Origin of the sequence: Rhizomicrobium sp., from assembly GCA_037200985.1 — a bacterium.
Taxonomy (GTDB): Bacteria; Pseudomonadota; Alphaproteobacteria; order Micropepsales; family Micropepsaceae; genus Rhizomicrobium.
Genome location: JBBCGJ010000001.1, coordinates 2,167,114 through 2,190,936 on the forward strand (window position 1 = coordinate 2,167,114; position 23,823 = coordinate 2,190,936).

The window sequence follows — 23,823 nt, forward strand, 5'->3', positions numbered from 1 at the left end:
CGCATCCTTGTCAGTGTCTCGGCTTGATGAATTTCAGGATGAATTGGTCGGTATGATGGCGAATCGCGGGATCGAAGACGGGCTTGTCGCGCGGGTCCTTGGGGTTGCGCAGCACATTGCTCTCGCCCACGAACCCGAAGCCCGCCGCCTGGACCTCCTTCTTGACCGCTGCTTCGTCGATCCGGTGCAGCGTGTTGGTGTCGCGCAGGCCCGAGCCGTTCGCCGCCGCATGGTCGAGAATGATAAAGACGCCGCCCGGCTTGAGCGCATTGAAGACGGCCTTGTTGACCAGGGCGAGATCGGCCGGCGCGTACATCGGATCGTGGAAGTCGTGATAGTTCTGCGCCGTCCACACGACGTCGAGCGATTCCGGCGCGGCGAGGCTGTTGATCGGCCCGTGCAGCACGCTGACATTGGGATAGGCGGCGAACTGCTTCTTGATGTCGACGCCCGGGGAGCGCTTGGCGATGATCGGATCGAGCTCCGCCGGCACGAAGGCGTAGACCCAGCCCGTGTCGCCCACCACTTTCGCGAAGATGCGCGTGAAGTAGCCGCCACCGGGCGCCAGGTCCAATACGCGGCTGCCGGGCCTGATGCCGGCGAAGACGACCATCTCGCCGGGCTTGCGCTCGTCATCGACCTTTTTGTCGGCGTCGGGCCGGCCTGTATCGGCAATGGCGGCGGCGACAATGGCCGGCGTCCTCGCGAGCGCCGGCGCGGCGGCGAGCGTCGCCGCCACAAAAGCGGCGACCATCCATTGGCGCGACATGCGGTCCTCCCCGGTTGCGCGGCGCGACACTAGCCCGGCGGCGCGCGCGATGCACGGACCGCAAACGCGCTTCACGCGGCGGTGATGTTTCTCACGTTCCGGTCAGGACGCCGCGCAGGAGCGCGCGATAGAGCCGTTCGGTCCAACCTTTCGGCGTCCGCAGTCCCATACGCTGTAACGCCTCCGACTCGTCCGGTGCCGGCGACAGGCCGGCCGCGGCGAAGCCCGCCAATTGGAGCGGCGTCGCATCCTTGAGGCGCTCGAGCGCCGGCAACAGGCGCCGCTCGACCGGGGTGAAATCGCAGCCGAGCGGATAATCGGGCAAAAGGCCCCGCGCGCGCAGCGGCACCAGCGCCTGTTCGATGCGCCCCGGATGGTTGTCGCGATGGGCGGCGGGGATTTCATACGCGCGCGCGATCTTGCCCACGTCCTTGGCCTGCCGAAGCAGTTCGTCCTGGAAGCGGGAATCCGCGATGGAAAGCATCTGCGCCACGACGTCGGCGTCGCTGCGTCCGCGCAGGTCGGCGATGCCGTATTCGCTGACCACGATGTCGCGCAGATGGCGCGGGATCGTGGTGTGGCCATAGGACCAGCGGATGTTCGACTGCATCCGCCGCCCCTGTCCCCGCGTCGCGGGAACCGCGATGATCGAGCGGGCGCCTTCGAGCGCGAAGGCCTGGTCGACGAAATTGAACTGGCCGCCGACGCCGCTGACCACACGTCCGTCTTCCAGCGCATCGGAGATCACCGCGCCCAGGAGCGTCGCCATCATCGCGCTGTTGACGAAACGCGCCTTCACGCGCGCGGCGCGCTTGGCCGCCTCGTCGCCGTAGAGCGCGTTGGTAAAGGAGATGCGCGTCATCTGGATGCGCGCCAGATCGTCCGGCGCCATCTCGCGCAGGCGGCGATAGAAGCTGCCGGGTCCGACGAAGAACCCGCCATGCACCAGAACGCCGTCGACGGCGCGGCTGACGATGCCGGCATCGATCAGCGCGAGGAAGCCGTCGACCAGCATCTCGCTGATGCCGTAGAGCCCCTGCGCGAAGGGCGTGCGCTGTTCGATTCCGAGCGCCGGCGCGCCGCCGGTGAGCCGGTCCACCGCCGCGGCGAACGCCTCCGTCTCGCGATGGCGCAGGATCATCGCCTGGACGGCGGCATCGCCCTCCTCGCCGATGCCGATCTGCAGCGAGCCGCCGTCGGCCATCAGCCGCGCGATGTGGATGCCGCTGGCATATTCCGCCGTCGAGATCGGCTGTTTCGGCACGCCGAACAGCGGAAAATCGTTGCCTTCGAGGATGTGGTTGAACGTCTCGGCGGGAAGATCGCCGTCGCCCGGCATGAAGGGGAGTTCGGAATTGACCTGCCCCACCAGGAGGAATTTCGCGCGGCCCGCCTTGCGCGCGTCGAGCATGTCGAGCGTGAGGTCGGGATTGCAGCTCAGGCTGTAGCGTTCGCCCTTCCGCGCGACGAGCTGGGCGACGACGTTGACGCCGCGTGCCAGCAGATAGTCCGCGGCATGGGTATAGTTGGCCGAGATGTAATTGCGCTGCGCCGGGCCGTTGCTGAGCCAGCGTCCGGCCAGGAAGAAGAACTCGTCCACCCGGATATTGGGCGGCAGGTCGCCGCGATGCAGCGCCACGGCGTAGTCGAGCGGCGGATAGCCGCCCAGCAGACGCTCCGAGATCGGCGCCATGAAACGGCGCTCGAGCTCGCTCTTGGGCGCCGGCGCCTCCAGCGTCAGCGCCGTGAAGATGTGCAAGTCGATCGCCGCATCGCGCATCGCGCGCCGGAACAGTGCGTTGGCGACATGGTTTGCCTTGCCGAGGCCGAGCGGCAGGCCGAGCACGATCCTGCGGCCGACCATGGCGATAATCGCCTCGGCGAGGACTTCCGGATCGGTGAACGTCTCGGGCATGCATATCTAGGTGCGGGGCGAGCGAACGGTTATAAAAGGTTATGACGCCAAGGGAACAGGCCGAGGAGTTGCGCGGGGTCGGCGAGGCGCTGGCCGGGATGGGCCTTGTCGCCGACGGCGAACACTTCGCCCTGACGCGGCTTGCCGGCGGCGTCTCTTGCGACATCTGGCGCGTCGACGCGGAAGGCCGGCCGCCCGTGGTTGTAAAACGGGCGCTGGAGAAGCTCAACGTCGCGGCGGATTGGCGGGCGCCGCCGGAGCGCTCCGGAACCGAGGTCGCCTGGATCCGGCTGGTCTCCACCGTCGATCCGCGCTGGGTACCGAAGATCCTCGGCGAAGACCGCGCGCGACACATGTTCGCGATGCAATTCCTGCCGCCGCAGGCTTATCCCGTCTGGAAGAATGAATTGGCGGCGGGCCGCATCGACACCAGCTTCGCGGCCACGGCTGGAGCCGCGCTGGCGCGCATCCACGGCGCGACGGCGGGCCGGGCCGATATCGCGGATGCTTTCGCCCATGGCGCGCAATTCGAGGCGTTGCGGCTGGAGCCCTATCTGCTGTTTACGGGTGAGCGGCATCCGCCTCTGGCGACGGCGATCCGCGACGAGGCGGGGCGCCTCGCAGCGGCGCGCATCGCGCTGATGCAGGGCGACATCTCGCCCAAGAACATCCTGTGCGGTCCGGACGGCCCGGTGTTCCTGGACGCGGAGACCGCGTGCTTCGGCGACCCGGCCTTCGACCTCGCCTTCTGCCTGAACCATTTCCTGCTGAAAGCAGTATGGCACCCCGAGTGGTCCGCGCAATATGCACAGGCCTTCGCGGCGATGAAGACCGCTTATCTTGCGGGCGCGACCTGGGAGAAGGCGCACGACATCGACCGCCGAACGGCGCGGCTGCTGCCGATTCTGTTCCTCGCCCGCGTCGACGGGAAGTCGCCGGTGGAATACCTGACCGCGGACGCCGACAAGTCCTTCGTCCGCGCCTGCGCAATGCAGATGATCGTCGAGCCGCCGCTCGATCTGGACATGCTGGCGCAGGCGTATTTTCCGCTCGCGGCGCAGCGCTAGATTTCCTCCCCCGCGTTTGCGGGGGAGGTGGCACGCCGTAGCGGAGCGGAGGCGTGACGGAGGGAGCCCGCCGCCCCGCGCAGGCCCCCTCGCGCGCACGCTGTCGCTACGCGCCGCTGCGCTCGGCACCTCCCCCGCAAACGCGGGGGAGGAAAGCTATTTCACCGGCTCCAGGTAGCGCGTCTTGTCTTCCGCTTTCGCCGGCTGGATCGCGACATCGGCCGGCGTGCCGAGCGGGCGCGTCCAGGCGGCGAATTCCAGCGCGATGCCGTCGGGATCGTAGAAATAGATCGAGCGCACGAAGGTCGTAGGCGTGCGCTCCAGGCTCGCCTGCATCGGCGAATCGTCGTGGTTGATCACCCGGCTCGCCTTGATGCCCTTGGCGAGGAGCTTCTCGTAATATTCGTCGATCCGCTCCGCCGGCACATTGATCGCGACATGGTTCATCGATCCGTGTGCGGACGGTCCGGGGATGACGCCCCGCGCGGCCGAGGCGATTCCGGGCGCGGCGTCCGGCGCGTGCGGGAACCAGAAGAAGGCGAGGCTGTCGCCATTGCCGAGGTCGAAGAAGAAATGCTGGCCCATGCCGTTCGGCAGCTCGATGGTCTTGACGAGCGGCATACCGAGCACATTCGCATAGAAATCGACGGTGCGCGCCATGTCCTTGCACACCAGCGCCAGATGGTTGACGCCCTGAAGATCGAACTCCCTGTTGCCCATGACGCGCTCCCTCTTCCCAGGCCGAAGCCTATCAGAAACGGACGCGGACGACGAACGCAAGCCGCCGGCTCCAGGAACGTCGCCGCGAATGTTAGAGGTTGAGCCCGCAGCCCCGCTGCGTTAGTTCTGGCCCGCCCGGGGGAGTTGGTAGATGGCCGAAACGCGCCGCACGCGCATGGGACTGGTGCTGGCTGCATCGTCCGCCGGCACCGTGTTCGAGTGGTACGACTTCTTCATCTTCGGCTCGCTGCTGTCGATCGTCAGCCGGCATTTCTTCGCCGGCGCGGGCGAGACCAAGGGCTATATCTTCGCGCTCCTGACCTTCGCGGTCGGTTTCGCGGTGCGCCCGTTCGGCGGCCTGGTGTTCGGCTATTTCGGCGACCGGACGGGACGCAAGCGCACCTTCCTCTTCACCATCGTCATCATGGGCCTTGCGACTTTCGCCATCGGGCTTCTGCCCGACACCGCGGCGATCGGCGGGCTGGCGCCCTATCTGCTGATCGCGCTGCGCGTGCTGCAGGGCTTTGCGGTCGGCGGCGAATATGGCGGCGCGGCGGTCTATGTCGCCGAGCATGCGACACGCGAGCGGCGCGGCGCCGCGACCGGCTGGATTCAGGTCGCGGCGACGGTCGGCCTGTTCCTGGCGCTTTGCGTCATCCTCATCTTGCGCAGCACCATGGGCGAGGATGCCTTCGCCGCCTGGGGCTGGCGCGTGCCGTTCCTACTGTCGGCGATCCTGCTCGCGATCTCGATCTGGATTCGCCTCAAACTCGACGAATCGCCGGCCTTCCGTGCTTTGAAAGAGTCGGGCGCCACCTCGCGCGCGCCGCTCTCGGAAACCTTCTTGCGCTGGCGCAATCTGCGCATCGTGCTCGTCGTGCTGATCGGTTTGCTGATGGGCCAGGGCGCCGTCTGGTACACGGCGCAGTTCTACACCCAGTTCTTCCTGGAGCGCGTGCTGAAGGTCGAGCCGCGCCTGGTGAACCTTCTGATTCTCAGCGTGACGGTGGCGAGCGCGCTGCTGCACATCTTCTTCGCGCGACTGTCCGACCGGGTCGGGCGCAAGCCGGTCATGCTGGGCGGCCTTCTGCTCGCGGCGGTCTCCTTCGTGCCGGGCTTCCAGCTCCTGGCCGGCGCGGTCAATCCGGGCCTGACCGAGGCCATCGCCAAGGCGCCGGCGACGGTGTTCGCAGCGCCCGGCGACTGCTCCTTCCAGTTCGACCTCATCGGCAAGTCGAAATTCTCCAGCTCCTGCGACATCGCCAAAAGCACGCTCGCCAATCTCGGCGTGCCCTATCGCAACGAGGCGACCCCGCCGGGCGAGCTGGCGCGCATCCGTATCGGCACCGTGACGCTCTCCAGCATCGACGGAACGGTGCTGGCGAGAACCGCGCTCGCCACCGCGCAGAAGAATTTCGCCGCCGAGGTGAAAGCGACGCTGACCGCGGCGGGCTATCCGGCGGCCGCGGATCCGCGCCGGGTCGATTTTCCGCTGGCGTTCGGCCTGCTGCTGGTTTTCGTGATCGCGGCGGCCGCGCTCTATGGGCCGCAGGCGGCGACGCTGGTCGAGCTGTTCCCGACGCGCATCCGCTATTCGGCGCTGTCGCTGCCCTATCACCTGGGGGTGGGCTGGTTCGGCGGCTTCCTGCCGCCCATCGCCTTCGCCATCGTGGCGGCGACGGGCAATCTCTATGCCGGGCTGTGGTATCCGGTGAGCATCGCCGCGATCGGCTTCGTCGTGACGCTGCTGTTCCTGCCGGAGACCAAGGGGCGGGATATCACGGGATAGTCGCTTAAGCCCGCACGTCCAGCGGAACCCCGGCTTCGTTCTTGCTGGAATGGATCACCAGCGAGCTCTTCACGCTGGCGACGTTCTTCTCCGCCGTCAGCGTCTCGGTCACGAAGCGCTGGAAGCTGGAAAGGTCGGTCGCCACGCATTTCAGCAGGAAGTCCACCTCGCCCGACAGCATGTAGCACTCGCGTACCGCCGGCCATGAGCGCACCCGTTCCTCGAAATGTTTCAGGTCCGTGTCGTGTTGGCTGGAAAGCCGTACGAAGACATAGGCCGTCACCTCGAAGCCGAGCGCCTTGGCGTCCAGATCGGCATGGTATCCCTGGATGAACCCCGTCTTCTCCAGCGCCCGCATCCGGCGCAGGCAGGGCGGCGCGGTGATCTTCGCGCGGCGGGACAGTTCGACATTGGTGATGCGCCCATTCGCCTGAAGTTCGGACAGAATGCGCATATCGATGGAATCGAGCTTGTGATGCTCCACGGCAGGACCTTCGACTGAATGGAAACGAGCGGTATTTAACCCTTCTCGCCGGTCCAGCGCAATAATATTTCTGTGCTGCGAAAGTTCCCGTCCCGATTCGCCATATCGTTTTTGCAAAAGTGCCAAGCGGACGCCCAAACCCCTGCCACAAAACTGCAATCGGCGCTGCTTGACGTTTCGGGCCGGTCTTCCGATATGAGAAGTCTCAGCCAAGGGGCAATGGGCTTTTGGGGCGTGGTCTAATGGCCGGCGCGCCCTCGGCGTCCGGCTCCCCTCCGAGTCGGAGCGGTCATGTCGCATTCCAAAGTCATCATCCTGGGCAGCGGCCCGGCTGGCGCCACCGCCGCCATCTATGCCGCGCGCGCCATGCTGGAGCCGACCCTGATCGCCGGCATCCAGCCGGGCGGTCAGCTCACCATCACCACCGAGGTCGAGAACTATCCGGGCTTCGCCGACGCGATCCAGGGGCCGTGGCTGATGGAGCAGATGCAGGCGCAGGCCGCCCATCTCGGCACCAAGATGGTCCAGGACACGATCGCCAGCGTCGATCTCACGCGCCGGCCGTTCACGCTGAAAGGCGACAGCGGCAAGGTCTACACCGCCGACACGCTGATCATCGCCACCGGCGCCAGCGCCAACTGGCTGGGATTGCCGTCGGAGAGCAAATATCAGGGCTTCGGCGTTTCGGCTTGCGCCACCTGCGACGGCTTCTTCTTCCGCGGCAAGAACGTGGCGGTGGTCGGCGGCGGCAATACCGCGACCGAGGAAGCGCTGTTCCTGACCAATTTCGCGGAGAAGGTGACGCTGATCCACCGCCGCGACAGCTTCCGCGCCGACAAGACCAACCAGATGCGGGTGATGGCGAACAAGAAGATCGACTGCCTGTTCGACACCGAGGTCGTCGAGGTGAAAGGCGGCGATAATCCGAAGGGCGTCAACGCGGTCACGTTGCGCAATACGGTCACCGGATCGACCCACGATCTCGCCGTCGACGGGCTGTTCGTCGCGATCGGCCATTCGCCGGCCACCGAACTGTTCAAGGGCAAGCTCGAAATGGACGAGGCGGGCTACATCAAGACGGCGCCCGATTCGACGCATACCAGCGTCGCCGGCGTGTTCGCGGCAGGCGACGTGAAGGACAAGATTTTCCGCCAGGCCGTGACGGCGGCCGGCATGGGCTGCATGGCGGCGCTGGAAGCCGAGCGCTTCCTCGCCGGCGGACACTGAAATTATGCGTCACGAACTTTGCATTGAAGACTGTCGCTAGGGCCGGCATGAGAGCGGCCCGAGGAAGGTAACGAAGATGGACTGGGACAAGCTTCGCATCTTTCACGCGGTCGCCTCGGCGGGCAGCTTCACCCATGCCGGGCAGATGCTGACGCTCAGCCAGTCCGCGGTCAGCCGCCAGATCAGCGCGCTGGAAGAAGAGATCACCACGCCGCTGTTCCAGCGCCACGCCCGCGGCCTCACCCTGACCGACGAGGGCGAGATGCTCTACGCCGCGGTGAGCGACGTGCTGACCCGCCTCGCCCAGGCCGAGGAGGCGCTCAAGAATGTGCGCGAGGCGCCGCGCGGCGCGCTCAAGATCACCTCCAGCCACGGCATCGGCACCTATTGGCTGGTGCCGCGTATGGACGACTTCCTGAAGGAATATCCGGAGGTCGAGGTCCACCTCGTGATGGAGGACCGCGAGCTCGACCTGGCGCAGCGCGAGGCGGACATCGCCATCCGCATGCGCGCCCCGGTGCAGGCCGACCTGATCCAGCGCAAGCTCTTCACCGTGCACTACCACATGTACGCGACGAAGGAATATCTCGAGAAATACGGCACGCCGCACGCGCTCGAGGAGATCGCCGACCACACGATCATCGCCTATGGCGAGACCGCGGCGCCCGAGATCCGCGAGATCAACTGGCTCTTGGAGCAGACGCGGCGGCGCATGAACGGCAAGGGCCGTACGGTGCGGATCAACAACGTCACCGGCATCCTGTGCGCGACGGAATCCGGCCTCGGCATTTCCGCCGTGCCGGACTATGTCGCCGCCGCCCGGCCGCACCTGATCCGCGTCCTGCCGGACGTGCCGGGCCCGAGCTTCGACGTGCATCTGGTCTATGCGGACGCGCTCCGGCAGTCCAAGCGCGTCGGCGCGTTCCGGGACTTCCTGGTCAAGGCGTCGAAGGATTGGAAGTTCTGAGCCCTAATCCCTTCATACAACCGTCATTCCTGGCCCGGGCCGGCAAGTTGGATGACGCCCCCTTGAACCGTCCAAAACCGCACCTATTTCGAAGTGTGTCGCCGGCCATCCCCCCCAATGCGGCCGGCGGCGCGGTTCTGTGCCCCCAAAGCACTTGACCGGCGCGGGGCCCTCGGGCCCTGCGCATCCCAAGCACACTGACGCCGGGGCTGCGGAAGCTTCCCCGGCGTTTTTTTTTGTAAATGTTGACCTGGCACCATATTTAAGGCGCAGCCGCCTGTTCTTGATGTCGTCAGCTTTGCGAGGGAGATCCCATCCATGTCTTCGACCGTCACGAAATACGCCGGCCGCGTCCTGGCGCTCGGCCTCGTCCTATTCGGCCTCACGGCCTGCGGCATCAATGACGTGCCGACGCAGGACGAACAGGTAAAGGCCGCCTGGAGCGAGGTGCAGAACCAGTACCAGCGCCGCGCCGACCTGATCCCCAACCTGGTCAACACGGTCAAGGGCTACGCCAAGCAGGAAGAATCCGTACTGCGCGAAGTCACCGAGGCGCGCGCCCATGCGACCCAGATGACGATCCCGTCCGACATCCTCACGAATCCCGAGAAATTCCACGAATTCGAGCAGAACCAGGCCGCGATTTCCGGCGCGCTCGGCCGCCTCTTGGCGGTGAGCGAGAACTATCCCGACCTGAAATCGAACCAGAACTTCCTGGCGCTGCAGGCGCAGCTCGAAGGGACGGAAAACCGCATCACCGTGGCGCGCAAGGACTACATCGACGCCGTGCAGCGCTACAACACGACGCTGCGCACCATCCCGTCGCGCTGGGTGGCGGCGATCTTCTATCCGGACGCCAAGCCGCGCGAGACCTTCACGACGACTGAGAAGAACCAGGCCGCGCCGACGGTGCAGTTCTGAGCATGCGCCCCGTCGCACGGGTCATCGCGGTCGCGCTCGCCGCCCTCGCCTTTCTGGCGGTGGCGGCGCAGGCGGCGCTCGATTTCCCGCCGCTCACCGGACGCGTGGTCGACGAAGCTGGCGTCCTGTCGCCCGGCATCAAGGACAAGCTGACCGCCCTCCTCGCCGAGCACGAGCAGCAGACCGGCAACCAGGTCGTGGTCGTGACGCTCAAATCGCTGCGCGGCACCACGATCGAGGATTACGGCTACCAGCTTGGCCGCGCCTGGGGCATCGGCCAGAAGGACAAGAACAACGGCGCCCTGATCATCGTCTCGCCGAGCACCCATGACGTGCGGATCGAGGTCGGCTACGGCCTGGAAGGCGCGCTGACCGACGCGCAGAGCGTGCTGATCATCCACAACGTCATGATGCCGGCCTTTCGTAAGGGCGATTACGACGGCGGCGTGCTGAACGGCACGCTGGTCACGCTGCAGGCGCTGGGCGGCAAGCCGTCGACGTCGCCGCCGCAGGACTTCCAGTCCCTGCAGCGCGACGCGGGCGACGGCGGCAATAGCGGTTTCCATATCCCCATCATCGTGATCATCATCGTGCTGTGGCTGATCTTCGGCCGTTTCTTCTGGCCGCTGTTCTTCCTGGGGGGCCTGGGCAGCGGCGGGCGCGGCGGTTGGGGCGGTGGCGGCGGCTGGGGCGGTGGCAGCGGCGGAGGAGGCTTCTCCGGCGGCGGCGGCTCGTTCGGCGGCGGCGGCGCCTCGGGGCATTGGTGATGGCGAAACTCGACGCAATCGAACATGCGCGTCTCTCCCAGGCGGCCGAGGCGGTGCGCGCGACGACCTCGGCGCGCTTCGAGCTCCTGATCGTGCCGGTCAGCGACCGCTATGCGCTCTATCCCGTGGCTTATGGCGCGTTCGCCGCGCTGATCGCCGGCGGCCTCCTGGCGGTGCGGCCCGGCCTGTCGCTGGACGATGCCTTCGCGATCGAGGCCGTCGTCTTCGTTCTGGCCTCGCTGGCGCTGGAATGGCCGCCGCTCAAGCTCCTGCTCGTGCCGCGGCGGCTGAAGCACGAACGGGCGCGGCAGTTCGCGCACCGCGCCTTCGCCGCGCGCATCCTGGCGGCGCATGAGCGCCGGCTGGGCATGGTGGTGTTCGCCTCGCTGGGCGAGCGCTATGTCGAGCTCGTCACCGACGACGCGCTGGACCGCAGGATCGGCCAGGACAAGTGGAATGCCATCGTCGCGGAGTTCACGGCGACGGCGAAGACCGGCCGGATCGCGGACGGCCTCGAGAACGCGATCACGGCCTGCGGCTGGCACCTCGCCCAGCATTTTCCGAGGTAAGTTTGATCGCGCGCAATGCCGCCGCCCACCGCGGCTGAGAACCTGTCTCTTTCCATCGGAGACAGACCATGTCCGCGCTTACCGACCAGATCCGCCGCGTCATCGCATCCGGCAGCGACATGACCATCGCCACGATCCGGCCAGACGGCTGGCCGCAGGCGACCACGGTGTCCTATGCCGGCGACGGGCTGACGATCTATTTCGGCACCGGTGCCGCGAGCCAGAAGGCGCGCAACCTCGCGAAGAACCCGAAGGTCTTGGCCATGTTCCGCGTGACGCTGAGCGTCGCGTCGGTCCTCGACTACAGCAAGGGCTTCGGCCACACGGATGTTGTTGAGCTCGGCGTGTCGGCGGTAGCCTGAACACGGCGCGCAAAAAATCTGTCATGCCCGCGAAGGCGGGCATTCAGCGACTGGGAGTGCCGCCAAACTTGGATTCCCGCTTCCGCGGGAACGACAATCTGGAATTGGTTCGATCGACTGCAGCCGGCTCTACGCCTTCAAAGCCCGCGACACGAAAATGTAGCCGAGGCCGGTGCTCAGGAAGTTCACGCCGAGCAGGATGCCGAGCGCGACCGTCGATATCTCCGGCCAGCCGAAGGCGATGACGATCGCGAGCAGGGCGCTCGCCAGGCCCGACAGCAGCATGCTCCACCAGCCGGGCAGCGGCCTGAGCTCGAAGGCGAAGAAAATCTCGTAGGCGCCCTGGAACATGAACAGGAAGCCCAGGAGCAGCGTCAGCCCGACGGCGCCGGCGAGCGGGCTGAAGACGATGAACACGCCGGCGGCGAGCGACAGAAGCCCCGTCAGCAGCGCGCCGAAGAACGGGCCGGTGCCGTGGATCGAGAACGATCCGATGAAGGTCAGCGTGCCGCCGAACAAGAGCGTCCAGCCGACCAGCAGCGCCGCGACCAGGGTGGAGGCCATCGGGAAGACGACGGCCGCGATCCCCAGCAGGGCCATCGCGAGGCCCAGCCAGAGCAACCGGCCCGAGGCGCCGCGCATGCGGCCGTGGAAGGGCGTTTCGGCGTGCGTGTCGGTCATGGGCAAAATCCTTTACCAAAAATTGTCGGTGGTGGTTGTTCTGGATCAATTCCAGGCCGTTATTTTCGCGCAGGCGGAATCCAGTCTTGGCCACTCGCCCAGTCGCCGGATGCCCGCCTTCGCGGGCATGACAAAGCAGGACAGACTCTATCGTCTTAAAATGACGGCGGATAGACGGCGGAGCGGCCCTGCCCTGGCCGCCCCGCCTGGCTCCTTTCGCTGCCGCTCAAGGAGCGCCGGTACGCTGTTGCTACCGGCCCCTCTTACGCCGCCTTGGCCATCGCCACGACCTGGTCGGCGAGCTTGCCGGTCAGTTCAGCCAGATGGTCGAACGCCGTCTCGAACGTGCCGACGCCCTGCGTCAATGAGCGCAGGTCGATGATGAGGTCGGACAGCTCCGCGAGCGGCATCTGCGCCTCCACCGTGTCCCAGCCCTTCCAGCCGGCCCGCGCGTCGAAGCCCATGAGCTGGCCGCGCCGGCTGCTGACCACCGCATTGACCTTGGCCGTCGCCTCGCTCGGCACATGGATCTTCACACGCATGATGGATTCGAGCAGCACGGGCGCGCAGTTCGGCATACCCTCCGTCATCGCGATGCGCGCCGCGGTCTGGAACGCGGCGTCGGAGGAATCGACCGCATGGTACGACCCGTCGGTCAGCGCCACCGCGACGTCGACCACGGGAAAGCCGAGCGGGCCGCACTTCAGATAGTCGGCGACGCCTTTCTCGACCGACGGTATCCACTGGCGCGGCACCACACCGCCCTTGATCTTGTCCTCGAACACGAAGCCCGTGCCGCGCGGCAGCGGGCGGATGTCGAGATGCACGTCGCCGAACTGGCCGTGCCCGCCGCTCTGGCGCTTGTGGCGGCCGTGCTGCGCCACGCCCTTGCGGATTGTCTCCTTATAGGGGACGCGGGGGGCACGGACCTTGAGCTTGAGCCCGTATTTGCTCTGCAATTTCTCGACCGCGACTTTCAGATGGATCTCGCCCTGGCCGACCAGCGCCATCTCCTGCAATTGCGCGTTCTGGTCGAATATCAGCGAGGGGTCCTCCTCGCGCAGCTTGCCGATGGCGGAGGTGAGCTTCACCTCGTCCTTGCGGTCGGTCGCCTCGATGCCGAGACGATAGACCGGCGTGAGTTGCTCGATCGCGACCTTGGGCAGCTTCGTCTTGCCGGTGGCGAGCGTCTCGCCCGTGGCGACGCCTTCGAGCCGGCCGAGCGCGACCGTATCGCCGGCCAGCGCCTCCGCGAGCTTGGTCTGCGCCTCGCCCTTGAGCGCGAAGATGCCGCCGACCCGCGCCTCGCCGCCGTCGGCGCGGCGCAACAAGACGCCGTCCTTCAACGTCCCGGCGAGCACCCGCGCCAGGCTCAGCTTGCCGCCATGGCTCGAATGATAGGTCTTGAGGATCTGCACCACGGCATCGCCATTCGTTTCGAGGCCGAGCCGCTTGGCGGCCGCCGACACCGGCGGCACTTCATGGCGCAGCGCCTTCAGGAGGCGGCGGATGCCGTTGTCGCCCTCGGCCGAGCCGATCAGCACGGGCACGACGAGGCCATCCGCCAGTTCCTTCGCCAGATCGCCGAACACTTCCTCCTTGGGCGGTTCGATGTCGGACAGCAGTTCTTCCATCAAGTGCTCGTCATAGTCGGCGAGCTTTTCCAGCATCGCGAACCGCGCCTGCTTCTCGCTATCCTTGTCGGCGATATCGACGATCTCGCTGGCGTCGTTGGGGCGGTAGATGTAGGCGCGTTCGAGCGCCAGATCGACGAAGCCCGTGACGACGTCGTTCTCCCAGATCGGAATCTGGCGCAGCAGCAGCGGCATGTCGCTGGCGTCCTGCAGCATCGTCAGCAGCGCGCGCAGCGAGCCGCTCGCCTTGTCGATCTTGTTGACGAACAGGAGGTGCGGGATTTTCATGTCGGCGAGCCGCTTCAGATAAGGCTGGAGCATCTGGAGCTTGGCCGGCTCCGGCTCGCACACCACGATCGCGGCGTCGACGCCCGGCAGCACGTTCAGCGCGTCCGACAGAAATTCGATCGAGCCGGGGCAATCGAGGAAGGTGAAACTCTGGTCGAGATAGCGCGTCGTCGCGCAATTGACCTCGACGCTCATCTGGCGGGCGCGCGCCTCGGGACTGAAATCTCCCACCGTGTTCTTCTGCGCCACCTGGCCTTTTCTCTGCACCGCGCCCGTGATGGCAAGGATGCTCTCCAGCAGCGTGGTCTTGCCGCTGCCATAAGGTCCCACCACGGCCACGGCGCGCGGTTCTCTGCCGCCGTTGTTTTGTCCTGACATTTGAGCGCCTCCTTCGGGCCTGCTCTGCGAACAGGTCCTTTCGGTGGAAACACAATTGACGTCACGCGACCTTGTCTTTGGTCGCGCAACCGACGTTGCGCTTCTGGGCGCGGCGGGCGTGCATCCCGGGTCTTCGGGTCGCGTCACGCGCCCTACTTCGATGCACCGATGCTCGCGCCGCCTTCGCGCGAAGGCAAGGTGCCAGCGTTCACAATTCCCGGTAATATGAATCGAGGTTACTGCATGTGCGAACGCACCGCGCAACAGTCTTTCGCGGCGGAGCGCAGGAGTCAGGAATGAACCGATTGAATCTCGGCCTTGTCGCGGCTGCCCTCGTCTTTCTCGCCCTCGTCCCCGCGGCACAGGCGCGCTGGACGCCGAGCGGGTCGTACGAGGCGACCTGCCGTCATGTCGATTTCGACGGCGACATGCTGACCGCGAATTGCCAGCGCCGCGACGGCTCCTGGCGCAACACCTGGCTCGACAATGCCGACGATTGCGACGGGCACATCGTCAACGACAACGGACAGCTCGCATGCCGGCGGAGCGGCTGGCGCGACCGCGGCCGCGACTACGATGTCGGCCCGCGTGGTTCCTACCGCGACACCTGCCGTCACATCCGCATGGACGGCTACACGCTGCGTGCGACCTGCCAGCGGCGCGACGGGAGCTGGCGCTGGACGTCGCTCGACGCTGCCTATGACTGCGACGGCCGCATCGCCAATTTCGACGGCCGGCTGGTCTGCACGCGCGGGCGGTATTGATGTCGGCTTAAGGGCGCATCGGTTCGAACCGGTGCCCCTTTGCCGCCGCGAGCGCGCCCGCAAGCGCATCGCCATAACGGGCCGGCGAGGTGCGCGACAGCGCGTCGTTGAGAAGAACGCGCGCGGGATAGTGGCCCTCGGGCCCGGGCACGGCGAGGAACACCGCGGTGCCGTCGCGCAGCAAACCCGTGAGGAAGGCCAGGAAGGCCGGACGGCGGATCGCGGGCTCGCCGCCGAGCACGAGGAACTCGATGCCCTCGCGTGTCTCGCCGGCAACCGTCGCCTCGCGCGGCGAGATGAGGATGCCGCTTCGGTCGGGCCGCCAGTCCTCGCCGAGGTCGGGCAGGCCGAACCAGCCGCAGAAATAGCTCCGGCAGATCGGATAGCGGGTCTCGTAGATGCCGCAGCCCGACGGCGTGCAATGGGCGCAGGCCACGCCGGGCGGCTTGCGCAGCTCGGCGGTCTCGATCGCCAGCGCCGTGCAGCACACCGTGCAGTCGCCGCAGCTTCGCGGTCCGGCCACGGCGCCCTCAATGCCCCGCGAGCACGAACGGCACGATCGCCATGCCGGCCAGCGTGCCATTATAGGCGGCGTGGAACGCGAAGGGCGGCCAGAGCGAGCGGGTGCGCAGCGCCAGCGTCGCGTTGACGAGGCCGACCGCCGCAATCAGCCCGGTCAGCATCCAGCCCTCGATGCCGGGCTGCGACAGGAACCGGAAATGCAGCAGCGCGAAGATCGCGGCGCTCGCGAACACGGCGGGCACGACATAGATCTTGCGGCACAGCCAGCTCAGCACGATGCCGCGGAAATAGAACTCCTCCACGAAGGGCGCGATGACGGCGACGGTGAGCAGGATGACGGGGTACTGGAGCGCCGGGCCGGACCCGAACATGCGATCGCCCGGACCGGCGTGCGGCTTGAAGATGCCGCGCTGGTAGAGCTGCACCAGCGCGACGGTCGTCAGCACCGCGAACGCCACGCCGCCCAGCGCCGCGAGCAGGACGACGATGCCGCGGGCGGCGCGGAAGCGCGCCACCATCGCGCGGTCGGCGACGCGGCGGGCGATGCGCCACAGGAAAAAGACGAGCACCAGATCGGAGGTCGCGGTGATGAGCTGCACCATCATCGGCTGGCGCATCAGTCCGGGCAGGTCGCGCGAGACCTGGGCGCCCGATACGCCCGCGCCGGCCAGGATCGGCGTGGCGACGGCGATGGCGATGACCAGCAGCCCGAGCCAGATGAGCCCTGCCTCGAACGGCACGGCGACGTCGGTCCATCGCACGAACTCGTAGCGCCGCCACGTGCCGTCGCGCTCCGCCGTGTCAGCCATGTGAAATCTCCCACCCGCCGGGCGCCAGCTTAGCGTCCGGGCGCGCCCGCGCTATCGCAGGAATGCCACGGCGGGCGGGGAAACCGACGCGCTAGCGCAGATTGCCGCAGAAGCGCTGGATGCGACGGCAGGCTTCTTCCAGGGCCTTGTTCGACGTCGCGTAGGAGATGCGGAAAAAGGGCGACAGGCCGAACGCCGCGCCGTGCACCACGGCGACGCCCTCGTTCTCCAGCAGCGCATCGGCGAAATCGCCGTCGGTCGCGATGGTCTTGCCCTCCGGCGTCTTCTTGCCGAGCAGATTTTTAACCGAGGGATAGACGTAGAACGCGCCTTCGGGCTTCGGGCATTCGATCCCGGCCGCCTGGTTCAGCATCGAGACGACGAGGTCGCGGCGCTCCTCGAACACTTTCTGGAATTTCGGGATGAAATCCTGCGGCCCGTTCAACGCCTCCACGCTCGCCCATTGCGAGATCGAGGACGCGTTGGACGCCGATTGCGACTGCAGCTTTGCCATCGCCTTGATCAGAGGCTCCGGCCCCGCGCAATAGCCGATGCGCCAGCCGGTCATCGAATAGGCCTTGCTGACGCCGTTCATCGTCAGGGTGCGGTCGTAGAGCCCGGGCTCGACCTCGGCGATCGTCGCGAACTTGAACCCGCCATAGACGAGATGCTCGTACATGTCGTCGGTCAGGATCCAGACCTGCGGATGGCGCAGCAGCACGTCGGTGAGCGCCTTGAGCTGCTCGCGCGTGTAGCAGGCGCCGGTCGGGTTGGACGGCTGGTTGAAGACCAGCCATTTGGTCTTCGGCGTGATCGCGGCTTCCAGCGCCTCCGGCGTCAGGCGGAAGCCGTCTTCCAGCCTGGTCTCGACGATCACGGGCTTGGCGCCGGCGAGCAGCACGATGTCGGGATAGGACACCCAATAGGGCGCGACGCAGATCGCCTCGTCACCCGGATTCAGCGTCGCCAGCAGCGCGTTGAACACGATCGCCTTGCCGCCCGGCGAGACGAAGGTCTGCGCGATCGTGTAGTCGAGATTGTTCTCGCGCTTGAATTTCTTCGCGACGGCGGCGCGCAGTTCGGGGATGCCCTCGACCGCGGTGTATTTGGTCTCGCCGCGGCGGATCGCGGCGATGGCCGCTTCCTTGATGTTGTCCGGCGTGTCGTGGTCGGGCTCGCCCATCGCGAGGCCGATGATGTCCTTGCCGGCGGCCTTGAGGTCGCGCGCCTTCTGCGACGCCGCGATGGTCGGCGAGGGCTGGATGCGTTGCAGGGCTTCGGCGAGGAAGCCTTTGGGCAGGGGCTTGGCGGCTTGCGACATGGCGGGCACGATTCTCACGAACGAGGCGTTGACCTATCAATCCTTGGCCGCCGCGTACAAGGAAAAAGGTCCGTCGGCCGGCGCTTGACGGGCCGGTATGAGCGTTTCGCCGGGCGGAAATCGGAATATTCTTTCCCGACCGATTCGTTGTGAGGCGCCATGCGTCCGCTGCTCGCGCTCCTATTCGCCGCGCTGGTACTTGCGTCCTGCGCCCGGAACCCGCCTCCGGCGGGGCGCTGGGAGGGGGCGTTCGACGACGGCATCACCTTCGTCGCGGCACGGCTGGAGATCGGGGCCGATGGCGGCGTGCGGGTCAGCGCCCCCGACGTCGTCGATCCCAGCATCGCCAGCGAGGACGACCGGGCGGCGATGCGCCAGAACATGAGCGCCCGGCTGGCCGGCGGCTGGGGCGAGGTGGCGCCCCGGCCGATGGACTTCGACGGCACGACCTTCCGAAAGCCCGGCGGCATCGCGCCGCAGATCGAATGGAACGCGAAGACCAGGACGATGACGCTCTACGTCTATATCGGCACGCAGCGGGCGCTGAAGATCCCGCTGCACCCGGTCGTGGATTTCACGGACAATCCGTGGGGACAATAGAACGATCTTTTGCAGAAATATCCCTGTCATGCCCCGCGAAAGCGTCACCGGCGACGGGGTGGACGGCCAAGGCTGGATTCCGATTACTGTGGTATCCGCACGCGCCAAGCCATGATCAGGGTATCGACGTCGGCCCCGCCGGCATCGGCATAGGCTTTACCGGCCATCCGGCCGTGCTGGGTGACGAAATCGTTATCGCTGCCGACGAGTAAAATATACTCGCCCGGTCGGTCCGCAGGCGCCAATGCCAGGCTTTCCCATTTTTCGTAGAGATCATGAGCGTCCGCCGGCGCGCCGTTATGCAGTCCGAAGCGGTTGAGCTGCGCATTGTCATTCAGATCGACGAAATCCGCCATTGCCGCCGGCGTGATGTCGTCGCGCAGAATGCCGTTCGGCGCGATGCTGTCGGCAGCGCCGTCATAGCGACCCGCGATATCCGTGGCGCCCTGCACATCCACCAGCTCGACTTTGCGGTAAAGCGAGGCCGGGCGCTTCGACGCAAGCCCTCCGCCGCTGTCGCGGCACAGAAGCAAAAAACGATGATCGTCGATCGCCAGAAGTTCGCTCTGGGCAGCAACTTTGGCCTTTCCGTCCTCCTCATAGAGAGGCAGTTGAAGCGCATACTCGTGTATCAGACGGGGCGCGGCCGTGATGTCATAAGCGAGCAGGCGGACATTGCGGCGCGTGGCGGCGACATTGCCGGCGTCGAGGTCCTGACGCAGCGCGCTCTGATTGACGACAAACAGGGTACGGCCATCAGGGCTGACGCTCATCCCCTCGAAACCCTGATTGTTCTGCCGGCCCGTTTCGGGATTGCCGGTATCGACCGTGCTGCCGGCCGGAGGGCTGTTGGCGGAGAAATTCTCCTTGCCGTTACGCCGTGGAATGAAGGCCTCGGGCGGCCGCAGGGCTCCGATCAAGCGTCCTTGTGCATTGTAGCGGTATACATAGGGTCCATACTCGTCGCTGACCCAGAAGCCGCCTTTCCCGTCCGGTGCGATGGCTTCGTCATCCAAACTGACGTGACCGTCGGCCGAAACCGGCAGATCGGGAATCGCGCCCGCCGCGGGGCGCACATCGACGGGGTCGAAACCCGTCGTGGGCATTCCCTTGTCGTCCATCAGAAGCAGGCTCTTCTTGAGAGCAAGCGTCAGCTGGCCTTCGTGCCCCGGCGCACCGTCGTCGGGCAGCAGGCCGATATCGAATTCCTGCACCCGCGCCCTGTAGTCGACGCTGCCGGCGGTGTTCCAGCCCCGATCCGGCAAGAGATCGAGATGCGCGACGAATTTTTTCCCCACACGATGCCAGCTATGCGGCACCAGCATCATGCCCGAGCCAAAGCCGCCCAGCGTCTCGCCCTGCCTGTCCAGGGCATCCGAGGCTATGCGCCCGACCCCGACGAGTTGCGGCCGGATGGCCGGCTCTTCCCCGCCGGCGAAGGCGGGGAAGACCGGTAAGAGACACAACAGGATCAGCGCGGCGCGCATCCGTTCACAACGCGGCGCCGAGCGTGGCGAAGATCTGCCGCGGCGCCGACGAGTGGAATACCAGGATGCTGCCGGCCGGGTCGTTCGGCGCGAACACGCTGTTGTCGAAGTTCGACGCATAGCGCACGTCGGTCAGATTGGTGATGTTCAGCGCCAGCGTCGCGCCCTTCAGCACGCCGATGGAGCCGAAATCGTAGCCGAGGCCGAGATCGAACGTGGTGTAGGCGCCGAAGCCCTGATCGTTGGTGTAGGTGTAGTAGCGGCGGCCGGTGAACTTGCCCGCCAGCGAAGCCCAGAAACCGTCCTGCCGCAGGGTCAGCACGCTGGCATACATCTGCTTCGGCGTATCCACCTGCTGCTTGCCGGCCGTGGCGTAGAGCACGCAGGTCGCCGTGCAGAAATTGAGGTCCGAATTATAGGTGGTTTCGTTGAGCGAGGCCGAGTTGTACCAGTTCAGCCATGGCAGCGGCTGCCACAGCACGCCGAGTTCAGCGCCCTTGCTCGTGACGCTGCCGGCGTTGTGGAAGGAGTTGCCGCAGCCCGGGTTCTGCTGCTGGTTCGTCGGACAGGGATTGTACTGCAACAGGCGGTTCTTGAAATCCACGTCATACAGGGCCAGCGAAATCTGCAGCCCATCGCCCACATAGCGGTAGCCGCCGTCGAAGCTCTTCGACGTCTCGGGCTTGAGCGTCTTGCCCTGCACGTCCCAGACGGCCTGCGAAACCGACTGCGGACCGAGTTTGAAGCCGCCCTGGAACATCGCCATGTTCTCGGAGTAGCTCGCATACACTTCGTGTCCGGGCGCGAACCGCCAGCGCACGCCCGCTTCCGGCATGAAATTGTCCTTGGCCGTGAGCGAGCCGCTCGCGAACTGGCTGGAGGCCGGCGGCGGCGTCTTGGCGATGCCGGGTATGGCCAGCGCATCCGACTTTGCATCGGTGCTCTTGAAGCCGAAATCGATCGCCAGCGCGTCATCGAGCAGCGTTATGGTGTCCTGGAGGTAAAACTGCTGCGTGTGCCATTTGGTCTGCTGCACCCACTGGGCGGTGCTCGGCTGACCCTGCAGGAAATGCGCGAGGCTGAAGGGCCCCGTGACGTTGGTCCAGATGTAGCGCGCGGCGCTGCTGGTGTTGTTCTCCAGCCAGAAGCCCGCCTGGACGTGGTTGAAGCCGACATCCCAGCCGAGGCTTCCGAGGACGCCGTCGCGGTTGATGGTGTAGCGCGTGTCGCGGATCTGGACCGGCAGGTCGTCGGCGGTGGACGCCGTGCCCTGGTTGGACAGGCCGGTGATGAAGTTGTTGCCGGCGCCCTTGTCGGTGTGGCGATACACCTGCAGGCGCCCGGTGAGGGAATCGGTGATGGCGTAGTCGCCGGAGAGGTAGAACAGGTCGTCGTTGCGCAGAATCTGGCCGTTGGTGAAGGTGACGTCGGCGAGCTTTTCGGGCGCCGTCGAGGTGACGCACTGAGCGACCAGCGAAGGCACGCCGCATGCCGCGCGGCTGACGTAGTCCTGCCAGTCCGGCGCGTAGCCGCCCCAATCGTAGCCGAGGCGCGACAGCATGTCCTTCGAGAGGTAGGGGTCATCGGCCTGATTGGTGCGCGAGAGATCCGCGAAGGCGGTGATCGTGCCGCCGTCGAACTTGTACTGCACCTTGCCGTTGAACTGCTTCCCGGTGGACTGGTTATAGGCAGCCTGGTTCACGAACAGGTCCTGCTGGCTGTACTGCGCGGAGAAATAGGCCGAAAAACCGTCGTATTCGCCGGTATCGAGGCGCACGAAGGTGCGCTCGCCGTCTTCGCTGCCGAAGCTCTGACTTGCCGTGACCCCCAGCTCCTCGCGCGGGGCGCTGGACACATAGGTCACCGCGCCGCCGAGGTTGCTGGTCGAGGCGACGCTGAGGCCGGCAATGCCGGTCGCCAGATCGGCGCGGCCGAGATTCTCGGAGATCAACGCGCGGCTGATCGTGAGGCCGTTGTAGTTGTTGTACGCGCCGTCGCCAAGCGGCATGCCGTCGAGCGTGTAGCCGAGATGGGTGGTGCTGAAGCCGCGCACCTGGAGGGACAGCGACTGTTCATTGACGCCCAGCGCGTCGATCGACTGCGCCATCACGCCCGGCAGGAAGTTCAGCGCCTTCTGCACGCTGGTGCCGGGCGGCAGCACGTCGAGGTTTTCCGGCAGCAGGGTCGAGACCGAGCGGGTCTCGCCCGCGCCTATAACGACGACCGTCTCGACCTCGCTGCTGTTCGTCGTTGCGGACGGCGCATCCGCCGCCTGCGCAGCAAACGTAAAACAAGCGGTGACCGCAAACGCGGCCGCGGATTTCTGCAACATTCTGCCCCTCTTTTTTCACACAAAGCGCCGCAATGACTTGCGTCAGCGGCGCCGTTAGGAGGGGAGCCATGCCACACGTTGACTACAGCTTTGTAACAGCCGTAAGCCGCCGAACGAAATCAACGCCAGCAACACTTGGCGGCGCAACGCGTGCAAATTGTGCATGAGAAAAAGGACGCGATGCGGTTCGCGCGATTGCGGAGATAGTGCGCAGCCATCTGTCGTATCGCTGTTCCACCGAACCGGTCGCCGCGGCCCGGGCGCCGACAATTCGGCCGCCGGCGCTTTTACCTCTCGTAACGACAACGGCCAGGTTCGGCCGCGCCGTCATTTCAGGAACGAGAAATAGGCCGCCAGCACCAGGCAGGCGAAAGCCGCGGCGTGATTCCAGCGGATCGCCTCGCCCAGATAGGTGAGCGAGAAGATCGCGAACACGATCAGGGTGACGATCTCCTGGATGGTCTTGAGCTGGACCGGCGAATAGACGCGTTGGCCGAAATGATTGGCCGGCACGGCGAAACAATATTCGAAAAAGGCGATGCCCCAGCCGGCGATCACCAGGATCCAAACCGGCGTCGTCGGGAATCGGAGCTGCCCATACCAGGCGAAGGTCATGAAAACGTTGGAAACGCACAAAAGCAGGATCGGATAGATCATCGACCAGGTCATGGCTGCCCTCAGGGAAAAACACCAAACACATGCGCGTTTGCGCCGTTCCCGCCGTGGACGGACGGCACTCATAAATGGCATGATGACAGGGTTCACTGCGAGGAGGCAGCCATGAACAGCCGCATCGCGCTCGCCGCGACCTTCGCCGTCCTGTTCGCGGCGCCTTCGGCCCAGGCCGCCGTTTCGGTCATCGGCGCCGGTCCGGCGCAGCTCTGCTACCAGGCCGCCGACAGCGGCACGGCGCCGGAAGACTCTCTCATCTACTGCAACATCGCGCTCGCCGGCGGGCTGAGCGACGCGGACCGCGCCGCGACCTATGTCAATCGCGGCGTGCTCAAGATGGCGATGGCCAAATTCGAGGCCGCGGCCGCCGACTTCACGGCCGGCCTGGCGATCAACGACAAGATGGGCGAAGGCTATATCGATCTCGGCGCGACACAGATCGCGGGCAAGCGCTTCGCCGAAGCGATCGCCAATATCGACAAGGGCTTGGCGCTCGGCACCAAGGAGCCGCAGAACGCCTATTTCGACCGCGCCATCGCCGACGAGGCGCTGGGAAACCTGCAGGCCGCCTATGACGACTACCGTCAGGCCCTCGCGATCGCGCCGGATTTCACGCTGGCGAGCGACCAATTGAAGCGTTTCAAGGTCGTCGAGAAGCCGAGCGGCGCCTGAACGCGACGGATTACGGATTTTTGTTTCGCGAGCGCCCGCCGCGCCCCGGACGGGCGACACTGCGTTACAATTGGCGGCTTTCCCCCGGTCCGCCGCGCCCGCACAA

The 23,823-nt window shown here is 66.1% G+C and carries 23 protein-coding genes; 11 read left to right on the top strand and 12 right to left on the bottom strand.

From position 1 onward, the window contains the following. Positions 1-10 precede the first annotated feature (10 nt). Positions 11-769: a hypothetical protein gene (locus WDN01_10540; protein ID MEJ0026454.1), complete on the bottom strand. Its 759-nt coding sequence runs from the start codon at positions 767-769 to the stop codon at positions 11-13. Between the two features lie 91 nt (positions 770-860). Further along, positions 861-2,684 (bottom strand): acetyl-CoA hydrolase/transferase C-terminal domain-containing protein, encoded by a 1,824-nt coding sequence (locus WDN01_10545; protein MEJ0026455.1) that lies wholly within the window; start codon positions 2,682-2,684, stop codon positions 861-863. Between the two features lie 41 nt (positions 2,685-2,725). Between WDN01_10545 and WDN01_10550 the strand changes: the two genes are divergently transcribed. Continuing rightward, on the top strand, positions 2,726-3,751 hold the full coding sequence (locus WDN01_10550; GenBank protein MEJ0026456.1) for an aminoglycoside phosphotransferase family protein: 1,026 nt from the start codon (positions 2,726-2,728) through the stop codon (positions 3,749-3,751). 156 nt (positions 3,752-3,907) lie between these two features. Here WDN01_10550 and WDN01_10555 read toward each other — a convergent pair whose 3' ends face one another. Then, complete coding sequence (locus WDN01_10555; protein MEJ0026457.1) at positions 3,908-4,471, bottom strand: VOC family protein; 564 nt, start codon at positions 4,469-4,471, stop codon at positions 3,908-3,910. A 151-nt stretch (positions 4,472-4,622) separates the two neighbouring features. Between WDN01_10555 and WDN01_10560 the strand changes: the two genes are divergently transcribed. Next, on the top strand, positions 4,623-6,260 hold the full coding sequence (locus WDN01_10560) for an MFS transporter (GenBank protein MEJ0026458.1): 1,638 nt from the start codon (positions 4,623-4,625) through the stop codon (positions 6,258-6,260). Positions 6,261-6,264: 4 nt separating this feature from the next. Here WDN01_10560 and WDN01_10565 read toward each other — a convergent pair whose 3' ends face one another. Continuing rightward, the gene (locus WDN01_10565; protein ID MEJ0026459.1) at positions 6,265-6,744 is read right to left on the bottom strand and encodes an Lrp/AsnC family transcriptional regulator; all 480 of its coding nucleotides are present in this window, start codon (positions 6,742-6,744) and stop codon (positions 6,265-6,267) included. A gap of 291 nt (positions 6,745-7,035) precedes the next feature. On the opposite strand from WDN01_10565, the gene trxB reads away from it, so the two are divergent. From trxB to WDN01_10595, 6 genes are all read left to right on the top strand, one after another. After that, entirely contained in the window at positions 7,036-7,971 is a 936-nt protein-coding gene (gene trxB, locus WDN01_10570; GenBank protein MEJ0026460.1) for a thioredoxin-disulfide reductase, read from the top strand. A gap of 76 nt (positions 7,972-8,047) precedes the next feature. Continuing rightward, the gene (locus WDN01_10575; protein ID MEJ0026461.1) at positions 8,048-8,938 is read left to right on the top strand and encodes a LysR family transcriptional regulator; all 891 of its coding nucleotides are present in this window, start codon (positions 8,048-8,050) and stop codon (positions 8,936-8,938) included. 318 nt (positions 8,939-9,256) lie between these two features. Beyond that, positions 9,257-9,859 carry a LemA family protein gene (locus WDN01_10580; protein MEJ0026462.1) on the top strand — a complete coding sequence of 201 codons (603 nt, stop codon included), beginning with the start codon at positions 9,257-9,259 and terminating at the stop codon, positions 9,857-9,859. A gap of 2 nt (positions 9,860-9,861) precedes the next feature. Further along, on the top strand, positions 9,862-10,626 hold the full coding sequence (locus WDN01_10585; protein MEJ0026463.1) for a TPM domain-containing protein: 765 nt from the start codon (positions 9,862-9,864) through the stop codon (positions 10,624-10,626). Next, positions 10,626-11,195 (top strand): TPM domain-containing protein, encoded by a 570-nt coding sequence (locus WDN01_10590; protein ID MEJ0026464.1) that lies wholly within the window; start codon positions 10,626-10,628, stop codon positions 11,193-11,195. The genes WDN01_10585 and WDN01_10590 overlap by 1 nt, the downstream gene beginning before the upstream one ends. A 68-nt stretch (positions 11,196-11,263) precedes the next feature. After that, the gene (locus WDN01_10595; protein ID MEJ0026465.1) at positions 11,264-11,557 is read left to right on the top strand and encodes a pyridoxamine 5'-phosphate oxidase family protein; all 294 of its coding nucleotides are present in this window, start codon (positions 11,264-11,266) and stop codon (positions 11,555-11,557) included. Positions 11,558-11,686: 129 nt separating this feature from the next. On the opposite strand, the gene WDN01_10600 is transcribed toward WDN01_10595, so the two are convergent. Further along, entirely contained in the window at positions 11,687-12,238 is a 552-nt protein-coding gene (locus WDN01_10600; GenBank protein ID MEJ0026466.1) for a DUF308 domain-containing protein, read from the bottom strand. 263 nt (positions 12,239-12,501) lie between these two features. Continuing rightward, complete coding sequence (locus WDN01_10605; protein MEJ0026467.1) at positions 12,502-14,538, bottom strand: elongation factor G; 2,037 nt, start codon at positions 14,536-14,538, stop codon at positions 12,502-12,504. A gap of 296 nt (positions 14,539-14,834) precedes the next feature. Here WDN01_10605 and WDN01_10610 point away from each other — a divergent pair, with 296 nt between their 5' ends. Next, positions 14,835-15,302 carry a CVNH domain-containing protein gene (locus WDN01_10610; GenBank protein MEJ0026468.1) on the top strand — a complete coding sequence of 156 codons (468 nt, stop codon included), beginning with the start codon at positions 14,835-14,837 and terminating at the stop codon, positions 15,300-15,302. 7 nt (positions 15,303-15,309) lie between these two features. On the opposite strand, the gene WDN01_10615 is transcribed toward WDN01_10610, so the two are convergent. The 3 genes from WDN01_10615 to WDN01_10625 form a co-directional block, all read right to left on the bottom strand. Then, positions 15,310-15,825 carry a hypothetical protein gene (locus WDN01_10615; GenBank protein ID MEJ0026469.1) on the bottom strand — a complete coding sequence of 172 codons (516 nt, stop codon included), beginning with the start codon at positions 15,823-15,825 and terminating at the stop codon, positions 15,310-15,312. Between the two features lie 7 nt (positions 15,826-15,832). Then, entirely contained in the window at positions 15,833-16,633 is an 801-nt protein-coding gene (locus WDN01_10620; GenBank protein MEJ0026470.1) for a CPBP family intramembrane glutamic endopeptidase, read from the bottom strand. Positions 16,634-16,724: 91 nt separating this feature from the next. Further along, positions 16,725-17,954: a pyridoxal phosphate-dependent aminotransferase gene (locus tag WDN01_10625; protein MEJ0026471.1), complete on the bottom strand. Its 1,230-nt coding sequence runs from the start codon at positions 17,952-17,954 to the stop codon at positions 16,725-16,727. A 159-nt stretch (positions 17,955-18,113) separates the two neighbouring features. Here WDN01_10625 and WDN01_10630 point away from each other — a divergent pair, with 159 nt between their 5' ends. Then, positions 18,114-18,554 carry a hypothetical protein gene (locus WDN01_10630; protein ID MEJ0026472.1) on the top strand — a complete coding sequence of 147 codons (441 nt, stop codon included), beginning with the start codon at positions 18,114-18,116 and terminating at the stop codon, positions 18,552-18,554. Positions 18,555-18,637: 83 nt separating this feature from the next. Here WDN01_10630 and WDN01_10635 read toward each other — a convergent pair whose 3' ends face one another. The 3 genes from WDN01_10635 to WDN01_10645 form a co-directional block, all read right to left on the bottom strand. Further along, positions 18,638-20,041 carry an esterase-like activity of phytase family protein gene (locus tag WDN01_10635; GenBank protein ID MEJ0026473.1) on the bottom strand — a complete coding sequence of 468 codons (1,404 nt, stop codon included), beginning with the start codon at positions 20,039-20,041 and terminating at the stop codon, positions 18,638-18,640. Positions 20,042-20,045: 4 nt separating this feature from the next. Beyond that, positions 20,046-22,373 carry a TonB-dependent receptor gene (locus WDN01_10640; GenBank protein ID MEJ0026474.1) on the bottom strand — a complete coding sequence of 776 codons (2,328 nt, stop codon included), beginning with the start codon at positions 22,371-22,373 and terminating at the stop codon, positions 20,046-20,048. A gap of 327 nt (positions 22,374-22,700) precedes the next feature. Continuing rightward, positions 22,701-23,042, bottom strand: coding sequence for a DMT family protein (locus WDN01_10645; GenBank protein MEJ0026475.1), 342 nt, complete (start codon positions 23,040-23,042; stop codon positions 22,701-22,703). Positions 23,043-23,153: 111 nt separating this feature from the next. Between WDN01_10645 and WDN01_10650 the strand changes: the two genes are divergently transcribed. Further along, positions 23,154-23,717 (top strand): hypothetical protein, encoded by a 564-nt coding sequence (locus WDN01_10650; protein ID MEJ0026476.1) that lies wholly within the window; start codon positions 23,154-23,156, stop codon positions 23,715-23,717. The last annotated feature ends 106 nt before the right edge of the window (positions 23,718-23,823 follow it).

Coding starts and splice junctions, on each gene's coding strand:
- WDN01_10540 (MEJ0026454.1), bottom strand. CDS start 769: ATGTCGCGCCAATGGATGGTCGCCGCTTTTGTGGCGGCGACGCTCGCC.
- WDN01_10545 (MEJ0026455.1), bottom strand. CDS start 2,684: ATGCCCGAGACGTTCACCGATCCGGAAGTCCTCGCCGAGGCGATTATC.
- WDN01_10550 (MEJ0026456.1), top strand. CDS start 2,726: ATGACGCCAAGGGAACAGGCCGAGGAGTTGCGCGGGGTCGGCGAGGCG.
- WDN01_10555 (MEJ0026457.1), bottom strand. CDS start 4,471: ATGGGCAACAGGGAGTTCGATCTTCAGGGCGTCAACCATCTGGCGCTG.
- WDN01_10560 (MEJ0026458.1), top strand. CDS start 4,623: ATGGCCGAAACGCGCCGCACGCGCATGGGACTGGTGCTGGCTGCATCG.
- trxB (MEJ0026460.1), top strand. CDS start 7,036: ATGTCGCATTCCAAAGTCATCATCCTGGGCAGCGGCCCGGCTGGCGCC.
- WDN01_10575 (MEJ0026461.1), top strand. CDS start 8,048: ATGGACTGGGACAAGCTTCGCATCTTTCACGCGGTCGCCTCGGCGGGC.
- WDN01_10580 (MEJ0026462.1), top strand. CDS start 9,257: ATGTCTTCGACCGTCACGAAATACGCCGGCCGCGTCCTGGCGCTCGGC.
- WDN01_10585 (MEJ0026463.1), top strand. CDS start 9,862: ATGCGCCCCGTCGCACGGGTCATCGCGGTCGCGCTCGCCGCCCTCGCC.
- WDN01_10590 (MEJ0026464.1), top strand. CDS start 10,626: ATGGCGAAACTCGACGCAATCGAACATGCGCGTCTCTCCCAGGCGGCC.
- WDN01_10595 (MEJ0026465.1), top strand. CDS start 11,264: ATGTCCGCGCTTACCGACCAGATCCGCCGCGTCATCGCATCCGGCAGC.
- WDN01_10600 (MEJ0026466.1), bottom strand. CDS start 12,238: ATGACCGACACGCACGCCGAAACGCCCTTCCACGGCCGCATGCGCGGC.
- WDN01_10605 (MEJ0026467.1), bottom strand. CDS start 14,538: ATGTCAGGACAAAACAACGGCGGCAGAGAACCGCGCGCCGTGGCCGTG.
- WDN01_10610 (MEJ0026468.1), top strand. CDS start 14,835: ATGAACCGATTGAATCTCGGCCTTGTCGCGGCTGCCCTCGTCTTTCTC.
- WDN01_10620 (MEJ0026470.1), bottom strand. CDS start 16,633: ATGGCTGACACGGCGGAGCGCGACGGCACGTGGCGGCGCTACGAGTTC.
- WDN01_10625 (MEJ0026471.1), bottom strand. CDS start 17,954: ATGTCGCAAGCCGCCAAGCCCCTGCCCAAAGGCTTCCTCGCCGAAGCC.
- WDN01_10630 (MEJ0026472.1), top strand. CDS start 18,114: ATGCGTCCGCTGCTCGCGCTCCTATTCGCCGCGCTGGTACTTGCGTCC.
- WDN01_10635 (MEJ0026473.1), bottom strand. CDS start 20,041: ATGCGCGCCGCGCTGATCCTGTTGTGTCTCTTACCGGTCTTCCCCGCC.
- WDN01_10640 (MEJ0026474.1), bottom strand. CDS start 22,373: ATGTTGCAGAAATCCGCGGCCGCGTTTGCGGTCACCGCTTGTTTTACG.
- WDN01_10645 (MEJ0026475.1), bottom strand. CDS start 23,042: ATGACCTGGTCGATGATCTATCCGATCCTGCTTTTGTGCGTTTCCAAC.
- WDN01_10650 (MEJ0026476.1), top strand. CDS start 23,154: ATGAACAGCCGCATCGCGCTCGCCGCGACCTTCGCCGTCCTGTTCGCG.